At 68.9% G+C, this 14139-nt stretch carries 12 protein-coding genes; 2 read left to right on the forward strand and 10 right to left on the reverse strand.

Features of this window, described 5'->3' with window-relative positions; all coding sequences use genetic code 11:
- Window positions 1–169 precede the first annotated feature (169 nt).
- The 7 genes from MKK63_RS12925 to MKK63_RS12955 are packed head-to-tail and all read right to left on the reverse strand — an operon-like array spanning window position 170 to window position 6789.
- A complete protein-coding gene (locus tag MKK63_RS12925; RefSeq protein ID WP_244002273.1) occupies window positions 170–1567 on the reverse strand; it encodes an NAD(P)/FAD-dependent oxidoreductase in 1398 nt (465 codons plus the stop codon).
- Entirely contained in the window at window positions 1564–1884 is a 321-nt protein-coding gene (locus tag MKK63_RS12930; RefSeq protein WP_244002275.1) for a (2Fe-2S)-binding protein, read from the reverse strand. Before MKK63_RS12930 ends, MKK63_RS12925 begins: the two co-directional genes overlap by 4 nt.
- Window positions 1865–2998, reverse strand: coding sequence for an NAD(P)/FAD-dependent oxidoreductase (locus MKK63_RS12935; protein WP_244002277.1), 1134 nt, complete (start codon window positions 2996–2998; stop codon window positions 1865–1867). The genes MKK63_RS12930 and MKK63_RS12935 overlap by 20 nt, the downstream gene beginning before the upstream one ends.
- On the reverse strand, window positions 2995–3810 hold the full coding sequence (locus MKK63_RS12940) for an ABC transporter permease (RefSeq protein WP_244002279.1): 816 nt from the start codon (window positions 3808–3810) through the stop codon (window positions 2995–2997). Before MKK63_RS12940 ends, MKK63_RS12935 begins: the two co-directional genes overlap by 4 nt.
- Complete coding sequence (locus tag MKK63_RS12945; protein WP_244002281.1) at window positions 3807–4691, reverse strand: ABC transporter permease; 885 nt, start codon at window positions 4689–4691, stop codon at window positions 3807–3809. Before MKK63_RS12945 ends, MKK63_RS12940 begins: the two co-directional genes overlap by 4 nt.
- The gene (locus MKK63_RS12950; protein WP_244002283.1) at window positions 4688–5749 is read right to left on the reverse strand and encodes an ABC transporter ATP-binding protein; all 1062 of its coding nucleotides are present in this window, start codon (window positions 5747–5749) and stop codon (window positions 4688–4690) included. The genes MKK63_RS12945 and MKK63_RS12950 overlap by 4 nt, the downstream gene beginning before the upstream one ends.
- Window positions 5749–6789 carry an ABC transporter substrate-binding protein gene (locus MKK63_RS12955; protein WP_244002286.1) on the reverse strand — a complete coding sequence of 347 codons (1041 nt, stop codon included), beginning with the start codon at window positions 6787–6789 and terminating at the stop codon, window positions 5749–5751. Before MKK63_RS12955 ends, MKK63_RS12950 begins: the two co-directional genes overlap by 1 nt.
- 185 nt (window positions 6790–6974) lie before the next feature.
- On the opposite strand from MKK63_RS12955, the gene MKK63_RS12960 reads away from it, so the two are divergent.
- Complete coding sequence (locus MKK63_RS12960; RefSeq protein WP_244002288.1) at window positions 6975–7859, forward strand: LysR family transcriptional regulator; 885 nt, start codon at window positions 6975–6977, stop codon at window positions 7857–7859.
- Window positions 7860–7937: 78 nt separating this feature from the next.
- On the opposite strand, the gene MKK63_RS12965 is transcribed toward MKK63_RS12960, so the two are convergent.
- From MKK63_RS12965 to MKK63_RS12975, 3 genes are all read right to left on the reverse strand, one after another.
- On the reverse strand, window positions 7938–8243 hold the full coding sequence (locus MKK63_RS12965) for a GCG_CRPN prefix-to-repeats domain-containing protein (protein ID WP_409564510.1): 306 nt from the start codon (window positions 8241–8243) through the stop codon (window positions 7938–7940).
- A 588-nt stretch (window positions 8244–8831) separates the two neighbouring features.
- A complete protein-coding gene (locus MKK63_RS12970) occupies window positions 8832–9872 on the reverse strand; it encodes a sensor histidine kinase (RefSeq protein WP_244002290.1) in 1041 nt (346 codons plus the stop codon).
- Window positions 9872–11362 (reverse strand): ATPase domain-containing protein, encoded by a 1491-nt coding sequence (locus tag MKK63_RS12975; RefSeq protein ID WP_244002292.1) that lies wholly within the window; start codon window positions 11360–11362, stop codon window positions 9872–9874. Before MKK63_RS12975 ends, MKK63_RS12970 begins: the two co-directional genes overlap by 1 nt.
- A 169-nt stretch (window positions 11363–11531) precedes the next feature.
- Between MKK63_RS12975 and MKK63_RS12980 the strand changes: the two genes are divergently transcribed.
- Window positions 11532–14018 (forward strand): PAS domain S-box protein, encoded by a 2487-nt coding sequence (locus MKK63_RS12980; protein ID WP_244002427.1) that lies wholly within the window; start codon window positions 11532–11534, stop codon window positions 14016–14018.
- Window positions 14019–14139: the final 121 nt, after the last annotated feature.

Here is a 14139-nt window from a genome sequence, read left to right on the forward strand (position 1 = left end):
TCGAACGGCTCGGCCCAGACCCGCCCGTCGCCCTCGACCCAGAGGCGGCGGGGCTCGGCGTGCCAGGCCGTGGCCTCGGGCCGGGCGATCTGGACGGCGCCGGGCAGCGCGGCCAGGGCGGCGCGGCCAGCCGGACCGCCGCCGACGATCACGATGCAGGGTTTCGCTGTCACGCGATCAGCTCCGGGATTGCGTCCGGCCGTTCGTTCGCGAGTTCGCCCACCGTCATCGGTTTGAACGGGGCCCGCGGCCGGAGCGCCCCGACCGTTTCCATGGAGGCCCCGCGGGTCTCGGCGATCAGCCCGGCGACAACGGTGCCGCACATGCGCCCCTGGCAGGGACCCATGCCGGCCCGCAGGAAGGCCTTGACCTGGTTCGGGCCGGCGGCGCCGAGGCGGGCGGCCCCACGGATCTGCCCGGCGGTGATCTCCTCGCAGCGGCAGACGATGGTGTCGTCTGTTGGGGTGAGGATCGCCGAGGCGGGGCGGTAGAGCCGGTCGAGGAAGGGCCGGAGCGCCAGGGCCGAACGCTGAGCCTTCTGCGCATCCGCAGCGCGGGTGTCGCGGGCGACTGCGTCGAACCGGCCGAGGCGGTGAGCCGCGTCGATCGCGGCCAACCGCCCGCCCGCGGCAGCCGCCTCCCAGCCGCCGATACCGCCGCCATCGCCCGCCACCGCCACATTCGGATGGCTCGTGGCGCCCCAGGCGTCGAGGCGGGGACGCCAGCAGAGCTGCCTGTCGTCCCAATCGTGGTCGAACCCCAGCGCCCGGGTAATGTGGGTCGACGGAATCACCCCCTCGTGCAGGAGGAGCGTGTCGCAGGCGATCGCGTGGTCGCGGCTTCCCTGACGCCAGCGCACAGTCGAGACCCGGCCATCACCCTCCGCCCGGAGGTGGCGGACGTTGCGCACCACGGTGAGGCCCCGCGCCCGGGTCTCGCGCATCAGGGCCACGCCCTTCGCGAGGAGCTTGCGGCCGGTCCAGAGGCCGCCCGCCCGCAGCGCGTCCCGGAGGGCACCACCGGCGCCGGTCTCCAGTAGCGTCAGCCGCTCGACGCCAGCGCGCAGGAGCTGCACGGCGAGCAGCCAGCAGAGCGGCCCCTGCCCGGCGATCACGACGGATCCCTCCGGCACGGCGCCGGCCGTCTTGAGGAGGATCTGAGCGGCGCCCGCGCTCATGACGCCCGGCAGCGTCCAGCCGGGAATCGGCACGGGCCGCTCCTGGGCGCCGGTCGCCAGCAGGATGCGCCGGGCGGCGATCTCCGCTGTGGCGCCGTCCGCGGCGACGGACAGCAGGCCCGCATCGGGGTCGAGGTGCCAGAGCGTGGTCCTTGGCCGGTAGGCGATCCCCTTGGTGGCGCGGAACGCACCCGCCAGGGCACCACCGGCATCGAGGAACTCTCCGGCGAGCGCCGGATCCCTCGACGCTGCCTCGACTGCCCGGAAGACCTGCCCGCCGGGGGCAGGCTGCTCGTCCAGCACGGTAACCGAGAGCCCGAGGCAGGCGGCCTCGGTGGCGGCGGCCATGCCGGCCGGGCCGGCGCCGACGATGGCGAGATCGTAGCTCATGCGGCGTCCTCGATCCGCGCCGCGCGGGCGCCGACCTGCAGCTCGATCCGCATGCCGGCGGCAACCGGCACGAGGCAGGATTGCCGGTTGGCCACGCCGTCGATCTCAGCGAGGCAATCGAAGCAGATGCCGATCATGCAGTAGGGCAGGCGCGGCGCCCCGTTGACCGGCGTCGTGCGGATCGCCGGCGCGCCCGACAGCAGGACGGCGGCGGCCGCCGAGGCGCCCTCGGGCACGCGGACGGGTTGGCCCGCGACGAAGACCTCCACCAGCCGGTCCCCGGGGGCCGGACGGGCCTCAGGCCGCCTTCTGAACATCGAACCGTCTCGCGCTGAAGGGGGACATCTCCGGCGCCAGCGCGCCGGCCGCGATCATCGGGGCGAGCAGGCTCGCATGCGCGCCGGCCAGGGTGACGCCGGAATGGCAATTGGCGATGGTGGCGCCCGGATAACGCTCGGATTCGTCGTAGATCGGTTTGCCGTCCGGCGACATGACGCGCAGCGCCGCCCAGGCCCGGACGATGTTCAGCTCGGCGATCCACGGGAAGGTCCGGACCGCCTTATGGGCGATGGCCCGCATCATGGCAGGCGTCTGGGTCAGGGTGTCGAAGCCCATATCCTCCTTGCTGTCGCCCAGCAGCAGCGAGCCCTCCTCGGTCTGGCGGACGACGTGGGTGGGCAGACCCAGCACCTGCCGTGTGCGCTCCGTGACGAGGATCTGGCCGCGCTCGGGCCGCAGGGGCGCCGACAGGCCGACCAGCGGTGCGAGGTCGGCGTTGCCGAGGCCGGAGGCCAGGACGAGGCGCGGCGCCCGGACGGTCTCGGCCCCGATCGCGACGGTAAAGTCGCGCGGGGCCGCCTTGATGGCGGTGACCTTGGCGTTCGGCCGGTAGTGGCCGCCGAGATCCTGAAACGCCGCGTGGAGCGCCCGCAGGAGGTGGAGTGGGCTCGCATGGCCGTCATACGGTGTCCATGAGGCGCCCACGACCTGGGGGCCGAGGCCCGGAACCATGTCGCGCAGCTCCGCGGCCGGGATCATGCGGTACTCGTAGCCGGCATTGCCGGCCTCCCGGCGCAGCTGACCCATCAGCGCGTCCCGCTGGGCCATCTCGTCGTCGGAGAAGCAGAAGTGCAGCCCCCCCGGCTGGTGCAGCCCGACACCGATGCCGGTCGTCGCGAGGAGGTCAGCGGCGAGTTCCGGCCAGGCTCCGGCCGAGGCATGGGTCCAGTGCTGGTAATGCGGCGCGCCGAGGCCCTTCGACTGCACCCAGACCAGCCCGAAATTGCCCCGGCTCGCCCGGTGGGCGACGTCGCCCTCGTCGAGCATCACGGTCGTCAGGCCCTGCCGCTGGAGCCCGTAGGCGATCGCCGCACCCACGAGGCCGCCGCCGACCACGATGGCGTCGCGCGTGTCTTGTCCGGTCGCTGTCATGCGCGGCGTTCCCCGGTGAGCAGGCGGTCGATCGGGTAGAAGCGATCGAGCCCTAAGAGGACCAGGGCGGTGACGAGGATCAGCGCCGCCGAGACCGACGCGACCAGCGGGTCGGTCATCTGGTCGATGTAGTTGAACAGCTGCACCGGCAGCGGGTTGGCGGCCGGCGAGGCCAGGAACAGGCTCACCGTCAACTCGTCGAAGCTGGTGACGAAGGCCAGGATCCAGCCGCCCGCGAGGCCGGGCGCGATCAGCGGCAGGGTCACGCGCCGGAACACGGTGAACCGGTCGGCACCGAGGCTCTCGGCGGCGCGCTCGATGCGCGGATCGAGCCCCGACAGGCCGGCGCCGACGAGGCGCAGCATATAGGGTGTGATCACGATGACATGGGCCGCCACGAGGCCCGTGAAGCTGCCCGACAGGCCGAAGCCGGAGAAAAAGCGCAGCAGCGCGACACCCAGCACCACGTGCGGGATCATCAGCGGCGAGGCCAGGATCGCCACGAGGGTGCCCCGCCCGGGGAAGCGCCAGCGGGCGATCGCCAGGGCGGCCGGGACGGCGATCAGGGCGGAGATCGTCGCGGCCGTCACGCCGAGACGCGCGCTGTACCAGAAGCTCTCCAGGAAGCGCGGGTTGTCGCCGATCGCCCGCCACCAGCGCAGCGAGAGGCCGTCGAACGGCAAGGCGAGGTAGCCCTGGCCGGTGAACGAGACGGCGATCACCACGACGAGTGGCGCCAGGATGAAGGCGATGAACAGGGCGTGGAAGGCCAGCGCCAGGGGGCCGTTGCGGCTGGAGCCGTCACCGCTCATGCCGGGCCTCCCTGCGCGACCTCGCCGAGGCGCCGCAGCGCCCGCTTCTCGACGAGCCGCGTCCAGAGAAGCGTGGCGAGCAGGATCGCCGCCATCAGCACGGTGGCGAGCGCGGCGCCGAGCGGCCAGTTCAGGGTGTTGAGGAACTCGTTGTAGGTCATGCTGGAGACGACCTTAAGGCGCTTGCCGCCCAGCATGGCGGGCGTCGCGAAGGCCGAGGCCGACAGGCAGAACACCATCAGCGCCCCGGCCATGACCCCCGGCATGACGTTGGGCAGCACGATGCGGGTGAACACCGTGAAACGCCCTGCTCCGAGGCTGGTGGCGGCGCGCTCCAGCACCGGATCGAGCCGCCCCAGGCTCGCCCAGACGGACAGCACCACGAGCGGCACCATCACGTGGACGAGGCCGATCACCACGGCCAGTTCCGTGAACATCAGCCGGTAGGGCGCGCCGGGCAGATGGAGGGCGGTGAACGTCTGGTTCACGAGGCCGTTCGTGCCGAGCAGCACCATCCAGCCGAAGTTGCGCACCACCACCGAGACCAGCAGCGGCCCGACTACGACGAGGAGCATCGGCCCGCGCCAGCGCGGATCCATGCGGTGGATGATCCAGGCCTCCGGCACCCCGACGAGGAGGCAGATCAGGGTGGTCAGCCCGGCGATGCGGAAGGTCCGCGCCAGGGCCTCGCCGAACAGCGGATCGGTGAACAGATCCTGATAATTGGCGAGACCCCAGCCGGGCAGCACGCCCTTTTCGAAGTCGAAGCCGTGCAGGCTTAAGGCCAGCACGCCGGCGAGCGGGACCAGCAGTGCCCCAGCATAGACAAGGGCGGAGGGCGCTGTGAGAAGCGCCGGGGTGAGGCGGTCAAGGCGGGTCATGCCGGCTCCAGCCGCCGCAGGCTATGGGCGTCCCAGTCCAGCGTCACGGCGGCGCCCTCGTCCAGCGGCGTCGCGCCGGTGTTCTGCGCCATGACGGCGAAGGCGCCCAAGGCCGTCGCCACCGTGTAGAGCCAGTAGCCGCCCAGGAAGAGCCGCGCCTGCACGCGGCCCTCGAGTCCGGGTAGCCCCTCGGGCGCCCGCTCGCTGCGGATGCGCATGCGCTCCGGCCGGATCGTCAGGAGGATGTCGCCCTGCCGGTCGGCCAGTTCCGGTGGCAGGGAGAAGCGGTGGCCCGCCGCCTCCGCCTCGCCGCAGGCGGCCCGCGCCGGCAGCCGATTGCTGCGGCCCAGGAAGTCGGCGACGAACGCGTCTGCCGGGATGTCGTAGGCCTGCCAGGGGGCGTCGATCTGCACGACCCGGCCGCCCTGCATGATCGCCACCCGGTCGCACAGGGCCATCGCCTCGGCCTGATCGTGGGTGACCAGCACCGTGGTGACGCCGATCCGGCGCTGCAATTCGCGCAGCTCGACCTGCATCTCCTCGCGCAGCTTGGCGTCGAGGTTCGAGAGCGGCTCGTCGAGGAGCAGCAGGCGCGGCTCCACCACCAGCGCCTGCGCCAGGGCGACCCGCTGTTGCTGGCCGCCCGACATGTTGCGGGGAAAACGCTCGGCGAGGTGGCCAAGGCGGACCTGGGCCAGAGCCTCGGCGACGCGCTTGGCCCGCTCCGCCTTCGGCACGCCGCGCATCTCCAGGCCGAAGGCGACGTTCTCGGCCGCACTCATGTGGGGGAACAGCGCGTAGGACTGGAACACGAGGCCGATGCCGCGCTTGGCCGGCGGCGTTCCGGTCAGGTCGCGTCCCTCCATCAGGATGCGGCCGCGGCTCGGCGTCTCGAAGCCGGCGATCATCTGCAGCGTCGTGGTCTTGCCGCAGCCGGAGGGCCCGAGCAGGCCGAGGAACTCGCCGGGCGCCACGGTGAGGCTGACATCGCGCACCGCGGTGACCGTGCCGTAATCCTTGCCGAGCCCGTCGAGGGTGAGGAAGGCGGGCGCGGACATCAGCGCTCGACCTGCCGCTGCCACTGGCGCGTCCAGTCGGCGCGGTTGCGGTTGACCACGTCCCAGTCGAGGCCGATCAGCGAGCGCACCTGATCCTCGCCGTAGATCACCCGGTCGGCGACCTCCGGCGGCAGCTTCGTGGCGCGGTTGGTCGGGCCCGCCCCGTACTGCGTGGAAAAGATCTCCTGGACCTTCGGCGAGACGAGGTAGGCGAGGAACTTGTCGGCGAGCGCCGGCTCCGGGCTGCCCGTGATGGCGCAGCCCGCCGTCATCAGCACGACGGCACCCTCCTTCGGCCGGGCGATGGCCAGCGGGAAGCCCGCCTGCTGCATGGCGGCGACCCGGGACGAGCCCCAGACGGCGAGCCAGATCTCGCCCGACTGGAACATCTCGCTCATCTTGCCGGGCGAGCTCTCGTAGGCGAGCACGTTCGGATTGATCTGTTGGCGCATCACCTTCAGCCCGGGCGCGATATCGCCGTCGCTGCCGCCGTGGATGCGGGCCATCATCGCCAGGGTGTGGACACCGTAGGTGTTGTCGATGCCGGGGATCGCGATCCGCTGCCGGTACTCCGGCCGGGCGAGATCCATCCAGGAGGTCGGCACCGGGAAGCCGCGCTCCTTGAACAGCTTCGTGTTGTAGGCGATCCCCGTGAAGCCGAAGCCGGTGCCGACGGCGTGGTCATCGCCCAGGACCGCGATCGGGTAGACCGCATCGCGCACCGCGTCGGGCAGCGTCCGGCACAGGCCGAGCGACACCGCCTGCACCATCGGACCGTCGTCGAGCACCGCGACGCCGACCGTCTGATTGCCGCGCTGCGCCTGCATCCGGGCGAGGTTGTCGGAGGAATTGCCGGTCAGATAGTCGATCCGGACGCCGTTCTCGCGCTCGAACGTCGGAATGACGCTGGTGCGCATGATCTGCTCGTAGCTGCCGCCGTAGCCCGCGACGGTCAGGCGCTGCTCAGCCAGGGCCGGAGCCTGCGATGCGACCAGCGCGGCGGTCGCCGCCGCAAGAAATCCCAGTAACGACCGCATCATCGCTTGCCTCCGTGAGCAATCGGAAAGCCGTTCCTGCGTGCTGAACAGGCAAGACGCTTGTCCGATAAGCATCTCCCGCGCCTATTGGCTCGCGAATGCTGTGCAACCTGCGCAGTCTTGACGAGAGACGCAAATTCATAATTTTTGCGGTTTCATTCCTTTTGGTCGCCAATCAGGGGGTGCGGATGACGCCGAGCCGGCTTCGGCAGCTGGAAGCATTCCGGGCCGTGATGCAGAGCGGCTCGGTCAGCCGGGCGGCGCAGCGGATGCTGCTCACGCAGCCCGCGGTCACGAAGCTGCTGCGCAGCCTGGAGGACGAGACCGGGCTGCCGCTGTTCGACCGGTCGCGGCGGCATCTGCAGCCAACGCCGGAGGCCGTGAAGCTGGAAGGCGCGGTCGCGACCCTGTTCGCGGCAGCGGACAGCCTGGATCGCGTCATCGACGACATGCGCGGCGTCGGCAGCGGCGAGTTGCGCGTCGCGGCCATGCCGCTGATGGGGCTGTCGCTCATCCCACGGTTGCTGGCACGCTTCGCCATGGAGGTGCAGCCGGTGCGGATCTCGCACGTGGTGGCCAGCTCACGGGAGGTTCACGATTTGGTGCAGGCCGGCAATGCCGATCTCGGCTTCGCCCTGCCGGTCGGCCGCAGCGCCCTCGTCGCGGCGCCGCCGATCGAATTGCCCGGGCTGGTGGTGCTGCCGCCCGGCCATCGCTTGGCGCGGCACAAGTCCGTCTCGCTCTCCGAACTCCAAGACGAGCCCTACATCTCGCTCGGTCGGCAGTACCGGCTGCGCGATCAGGTCGACGAGCTCTTCACCGTCAACGGGGTGACGCCGCGCCTCGTCGCTGAGACGCAGAACGCGGCGGCAGCCTGCGCGATGGTCGCCGCGGGGCTCGGATTCGCCATCGCGGAGGCTGTGACCGTGAGCGGCCTCAAGCGGCAGGTCATCGTGCGCCGCCTGCAGCCGACGGTGACGTTCGCGATCACCATTCTGGGGAGTCCGGGGCGTCCGCTCTCGAGCGCCGCCCTGGCCTTTCTCAAGCTGGTCCGCAACGAAGTCGGCGGATGACGCGCGCTTCGCTGCTGCCGCATCCCGAGCGCGGCGGGCCAGCCTCCCGGGCCGGCGCCGGAGCGCCGGCCCAAGCGCTCACCACCCGTAGTGCCAAGCAGCCCGGTGCCAGCCGCCATGATGGTGCCAACCCCAGGGGCGATGCCAGCCGGCGTGGCGCCAACCCCAGTGAGGCCGGTAGCCCCAGGGACGGTGCCAGCCATAGACCACCGGCCGGGCGTAATAGACCGGGCGGTAGGCGTAGGGCCGCCAGTTGGGCTTGCACCAGCCGTAATAGCCCCGGTGGAACCCGGGACCGCAGCCCTGTGCGGCCTCAGCCGTCCCAAAGGATGCGGTGAGGGTGCCAAGCGCGAGGAGCGCCGCGCCTGCAAGTTTCATTCGCATTGTTGCCTCCTTACGAACGCGAGGTCTTCGAAGCCGACCTCGATCCAAGACAATCCCGACTTGGCGGAGTCGGATTCCCGAGCCTCGCCACGAACCGGCATGAAACAGCCGTACCCAGGAAAGCGTTTCTTCACAAAAAAGTGCGTGCGTTGAAGCACACGCGCGATGCCGACCTCCCCCAGGACAGACCCACGACCTGGTCGGCTGGGCGCCTCGACTTCGAACGACCTGCGCTCTGCGGACTGGAGAGCGAACAGGACTGGTCAGCGGTGCCAGTGGTGGGGATGGCCGGATCGATCCAGGCCATCCCCCATCGGGACGAGCCTCGGAAACGCCGGTGGAGCCCCACGAAGCGTATTTCGGGATCCGGTACGCGGTGAACGGCCTGCCGATACCGGTATTATCCTGCGGCCAGACCTGCGACAGCGGCGGACTGTTTGCCCACCTGTTGAACACGCGCGATCACGGTAAAAGCAACGATCGATCCGTAATCCCCCGAAGCGCGGGTCCACCTTCGCCCGCCCGGTTCGCCGGTGCGGGCATTTTCATGCGCGCATGCCACCGGGTCCGGGCCGCACCGGCAACGCATCAGTAGGCAGGGACGACCCGTTTTTCCGGCAGAGGCGCGCGCATGGTGAAGTACAAACCGGTGGGCTGATAATCGAAGGCCAGATCGGCTTCGCACTGCACCTTCAGCACGCGCTGAAGCAGGGTCGACCCAAACCCCTTCCGGGTCGGCGGCTTCGTCAACGGACCGCCGGTTTCGGTCCAGTCGAGGCACAGGATCTGACGGTCGGCCTCCGCCTCGACCGACCACGTGATCCGGATCCGCCCCTCGGGAACGGACAGTGCCCCGTGCTTGGCCGCATTCGTGGTCAACTCGTGGATCGCCATCCCGGTCGGGACCGCGAGATCGCCGATCAGATCGACCCTCGGGCCATCCAGGACGATGCGGGATCCCTCACTGTCGTTGTAGGGACCCAACTCGTTCATCAGCATGTCGCGCAGCGGGGCCTGCTGCCAATAATCCTCGGTCAGCAGATTGTGCGTCTTCGCGAGCGAGATCACCCGCGCCGAGAATGCGGTGTAGAACGCCTCGACACTCGTCGCCGAGCGGGACGAGGCTCCCAGCAGGGCCTGGACCGTCGCAAGCGTGTTCTTCACGCGGTGATGCAGTTCACGGATCAGGAGCGTCTGCCGTTCCGCCGTCCGCTCGCGCTCCTCCAGATAGGCACGCGCCTCGAGTTGCCGACGCCGGGCGCGGTAGGCGGAGCGCGCCGCCATCACCAATGTCGCCGGATGGAACGGCCGCTCCAACACGCTGACATTGCCCAGGAGGTCCGTGAGCTGGACTTTGGGTTCAGCGCCCCGCTGGGTCAACAAGATGAACGGAAAGTCCGACCACGGCGGCTGGGCAGCGATCCACGCGGCCAAGGTCTGACGATTGGAGGACAGCAACGCTTCCTCGGTGATGATGGCGCAGGCCGCCGTATCGAGCCCGTCCATCACGTCCGCGAGGTCGGCGCAGATGCGCGACGCGATCCGCTCCTCACCCAGGATGGCCGCCGCCACACGCGCGTCGCGCCCAGTCGGAGCGAAGACGAGGACCGGCGGCTCGGCGTCGGTCATCAGGAGCCGCGCGTCTGAAGCAGCGAAGACCGCTCACCTTCGTATTTCGGGACGCCGGTCATGACCCCTCGGAACAAGCTCAGAGGCTCGCCAACGCAAATCCCCTGGGCGTCGATCCGAAACTCGCGGATCGTGTTTTCATGGCTGCCGGTGCGCTTCTTCACCACCGAGATGGCGCGGCGCAGACGCCCTTCGTCCTCGAACGCGCGGAACAGCAGCACGGTGTCGCTGAGATAGGTGAGATCGACGCTCGCGCTCATCGTACCGATCATACCGTGCTGAGCCAGGATCAAGAGCGTCAGCACGCCTTGCTGGTTCAGGTAAGTCAGCAATTCGTGCATCTGCAAGAGCAGGTAATTCTCCTCCGGCATGGCGTTGTGATAGCCGGTCAGGGAGTCGATCACGACCATCGTGACGCCGCGGTGCTCGACCGCGTTCTGAACCATGTCGGAGAGTTCGCCCGGCGACACTTCCGCAGGATCGATCTGCTCGACGTAAAGGGCGCCGGCCGCGATCGCATCATCGATCGGCATCGACAGGCCGCTGGCCCGCCGCCGGAGCACGCTCGTGGTCTCATCGAAGCTGAGCATCAGCACCTTCTCGCCACGGGCGATCGCCGCAGTGACGCCCGTGAGTGCCACCGTCGACTTGCCGACGCCGGACGGGCCGATCAGCATCGTGCTGGTCCCGCGATCGATGCCGCCCCCGAGCAGCTGGTCGAGCTCGGCGTTGCCGGTGCCGCACCGGTCATCCGAAAACGTCGCGCGATGCTCGGCCGCCACCAGCCGCGGGAACACCGTCAAACCGCCACGCCGAATGACGTAGTCATGGTACCCGCCACGAAACGGTATGGCGCGCATCTTGATCACGCGCAGCCGTCGCCGCTCGCCGCCGTACAGCGGCGCGAGTTGCTCAAGCCGGATCACGGCGTGGCTCAGGGAGTGCAGATTCAGATCGTCCGCCTCGGCGGTGAGATCGTCGAGGAGCAGCGCGGTGATGTTCTGGATGAGCAGGAAGCTCCGCAGCGCGTAGACCTGCCGACGGTAGCGCAGCGAGCCCTGCGAGAGCAGCCGGATCTCGGACAGGCTGTCGAACACGAGGCGCTGCGGCTTTTCACGCTCGATTTCCGCGATCGCCATCCGGACGGTCTCGCCAAGTTCGAGATCGGACGTATGGACGAGGGTCTGCTGCTGACTCGGATCGAGGCTGAGTTCCGGTGCGACGAGTTCACAGATCGTGATGCCGTCGAGCGACCAACCGTGGCGCTCCGCGACGTTCAGAAGCTCACGCCGGCTCTCCGAGAGCGTGATGTACAGGCACCGCTCGCCGCGCCGCGCGCCATCGAGCAGGAACTGCATCGCCAGCGTCGTCTTGCCGGATCCGGGCCGCCCCTCGATGAGATGCGACCGGTGCGACGCGTAGCCACCAACCAGGATATGGTCGAGACCGACCAATCCAGTGGAAACCGCCGCTGCATCGTGTTCGGGCACTGGCGCTCCAGACTGTGCACCGTCGTCGGTCGACGGCGCCCGCTCCTACACGAATTCGCGGTGGGCACGAAACGCTTCCACGGCGGCCCGGGGGCCATCGCTCGGAGATGAACCGTCGGCCAGCAGAGGTGTTCAAGCTTTGGCCGTGTCTGATACAGCCAGCCCCATCATGCAGAGCGACCGCCCAGCATCGACGCCGACGATTTCAGAGACGGTCCGTCGTGACACCAGCCGTATCCTCGCGGAGGTCGCTGGTGGCGTCGGCGTCACCGACCCCTTCGCCGCGGCCGTGCGGGCCACACGCATGCCGATGCTGATCACCGACACGCGCCAGCACGACAACCCGATCATCTTCGTCAACGAAGCATTCTGCCAGCTGACCGGGTTCGACCGCACGGAGATCATCGGACGGAACTGCCGCTTTTTGCAGGGGCCGGGAACCGACGAGGCCGATGTGGACCGCATCCGCGCAGCGGTTGCGGCCCGCGAGACGATCGAGATCGCGATCTACAACTATCGCAAGGACGGCACGCCCTTCTGGAACCAGCTGCTCCTGGCCCCGGTCAAGGACGCGAAGGGCGAGGTCGCCTACTTCTTCGCAAGTCAGTACGACGTCAGCGCAGACTTCGCGCAGTTGACCAAACTGAAGGGTGAGAACCGCGCGCTGGCGGCCAAGAGCGAAGCCAGTGCAGAACGCCTGCATGTCAGCCAGGAACGCTTCAGCGCGGTCCTCCAGGCCGTCGATACGGCCTACGCCATCGTCGAGGTCCGGTTCGACGCCGATGACCGCCCGGTCGACTACCGCTTTCTCGAAGCCAATCCGGCGTTCGAACGCCAAGCCGGGGTCAACCTCCGCGGCAAATGGGTGACCGAGTTCGCGCCCGATCTGGAGCGTTTCTGGTTCGAGACCTACGGTCAGGTCGCACGAACCGGCGAACCGGCGAATTTCGAAAACTACGCCGAGGCGTTCGGGCGTTGGTTCGACGTGAAGGCGATCCGCGTCGGTGCCCCCGCAGACCGACAGATCGCGATCTTCTTCAACGACGTCACGGCGCGCAAAACCGCGGAAGAGAACCTGCGCACACTGAACGAGACCCTGGAACTCCAGGTCCAGGAACGTACCCAGGAGCGTGACCACCTCTGGCGCAACACGCAGGACATCCAGGTCATCATCGACAGCCAGGGCATCTTCAAAGCCGTCAACCCGGCCTTCACGACGATCCTCGGCTGGTCGGCCGAAGACGTGCTCGGCAAGCCGGTGTTCGCGTTCGTTCTGGCCGAGGACGAGGCGCTGACCGATCGCGCGCTGCAGCACGCGCGGGCGACGACGCTGCCGACCATCGAGAACCGCTATCGTCACAAGGATGGCGGCTTTCGCTGGATTTCCTGGGTGGCCGCACCGGAGGGCGCGCTGATCTACGCGAGCGGGCGCCACATCACCGCCGAGAAGGATCAGGCCGAAGCCCTACGGCAGGCCGAGGAGGCGCTCCGCCAATCCCAGAAGATGGAGGCGGTCGGCCAGCTCACAGGGGGTTTGGCCCACGACTTCAACAACCTGTTGGCCGGCATCACCGGTTCGCTGGAACTGATGCAGACCCGCATGCAGCAGGGCCGCCTCACGGATGTCGACCGCTACATGACCGCGGCCCAGGGTGCAGCCAAGCGCGCCGCCGCGCTGACCCATCGCCTTCTCGCGTTCTCGCGTCGCCAGACGCTGGACCCCAAGCCGACCCATGTGACCCGGCTCGCCTCGGGCATGCAGGAGTTGATCCAGCGCACCGTCGGACCGGCGATCCAGGTCGAGGTGGTGGGGATCTCCGGCGGTTGGCCGGCCCTCGTCGATCCGTCGCAGCTCGAGAATGCTCTGCTCAATCTCTGCATCAACGCGCGCGATGCGATGCCCGACGGCGGCAAGATCATCATCGAGACCGCCAACAAGTGGCTCGACGACCGGGCCGCCCGCCAACACGACATTCCGGAAGGGCAGTACCTTTCGCTGTGCGTGAGCGACACGGGCACCGGCATGCCGCCCGAGGTCATCGCGCGCGTCTTCGAGCCATTCTTCACGACCAAGCCCATCGGCGAGGGCACCGGGCTCGGCCTCTCGATGATCTACGGGTTCGCCCAGCAATCCGGCGGGCAGGTGCGGATCTACTCGGAGGTTGGCCAGGGTACGACGGTGTGCATCTACTTGCCCCGCCACTACGGGGAAGTCGCCGACGACGAGACGGTTTTTCCGGTTACGGACCTGCCACGCTCCGAGCAAGGCGAGACTGTGCTGATCGTCGATGACGAGCCGACCGTGCGCATGCTCATCAGCGATATCCTGGAAGATCTCGGCTACACGGCCATCGAGGCAGGCGATAGCGCGGCGGGCCTCAAGGTTCTGCAATCGGATGTCCGCATCGACCTGCTGGTGACCGATGTCGGGCTCCCGGGCGGCATGAACGGGCGACAGATGGCCGACGCCGCGCGTGTGGCGCGCCCCGACCTCAAGGTGCTGTTCATCACCGGCTATGCCGAGAACGCCATCCTCGGAAACGGGCATCTCGCCCCCGGTATGGCCGTGCTGACCAAGCCCTTCGCGATCGAGGCGATGGCGGCGCGGATCCGATCGATGATCGAGGGCAGCCGGGAAAAGGCGGAGCGACCCTGAGCCGCCGCGCGCATCCGTGTGGGCTGCCAATCTCTGCAGGGACGCCGATGGTTCACGGGAGGCTGCGGGCAACAGAGACGTCCGCTTGCGGGGACGTCAGACCGACACGTGCGAGGCGACC

Source organism: Methylobacterium sp. J-088 (assembly GCF_022829295.1).
Classification (GTDB): Bacteria; Pseudomonadota; Alphaproteobacteria; order Rhizobiales; family Beijerinckiaceae; genus Methylobacterium.

Excerpts from the sequence above, each read along its gene's own strand:
- MKK63_RS12925 (WP_244002273.1), bottom strand. The coding sequence starts at position 1,567 with ATGAGCTACGATCTCGCCATCGTCGGCGCCGGCCCGGCCGGCATGGCC.
- MKK63_RS12930 (WP_244002275.1), bottom strand. The coding sequence starts at position 1,884 with ATGTTCAGAAGGCGGCCTGAGGCCCGTCCGGCCCCCGGGGACCGGCTG.
- MKK63_RS12935 (WP_244002277.1), bottom strand. The coding sequence starts at position 2,998 with ATGACAGCGACCGGACAAGACACGCGCGACGCCATCGTGGTCGGCGGC.
- MKK63_RS12940 (WP_244002279.1), bottom strand. The coding sequence starts at position 3,810 with ATGAGCGGTGACGGCTCCAGCCGCAACGGCCCCCTGGCGCTGGCCTTC.
- MKK63_RS12945 (WP_244002281.1), bottom strand. The coding sequence starts at position 4,691 with ATGACCCGCCTTGACCGCCTCACCCCGGCGCTTCTCACAGCGCCCTCC.
- MKK63_RS12950 (WP_244002283.1), bottom strand. The coding sequence starts at position 5,749 with ATGTCCGCGCCCGCCTTCCTCACCCTCGACGGGCTCGGCAAGGATTAC.
- MKK63_RS12955 (WP_244002286.1), bottom strand. The coding sequence starts at position 6,789 with ATGATGCGGTCGTTACTGGGATTTCTTGCGGCGGCGACCGCCGCGCTG.
- MKK63_RS12960 (WP_244002288.1), top strand. The coding sequence starts at position 6,975 with ATGACGCCGAGCCGGCTTCGGCAGCTGGAAGCATTCCGGGCCGTGATG.
- MKK63_RS12965 (WP_409564510.1), bottom strand. The coding sequence starts at position 8,243 with ATGCGAATGAAACTTGCAGGCGCGGCGCTCCTCGCGCTTGGCACCCTC.
- MKK63_RS12970 (WP_244002290.1), bottom strand. The coding sequence starts at position 9,872 with ATGACCGACGCCGAGCCGCCGGTCCTCGTCTTCGCTCCGACTGGGCGC.
- MKK63_RS12980 (WP_244002427.1), top strand. The coding sequence starts at position 11,532 with ATGCAGAGCGACCGCCCAGCATCGACGCCGACGATTTCAGAGACGGTC.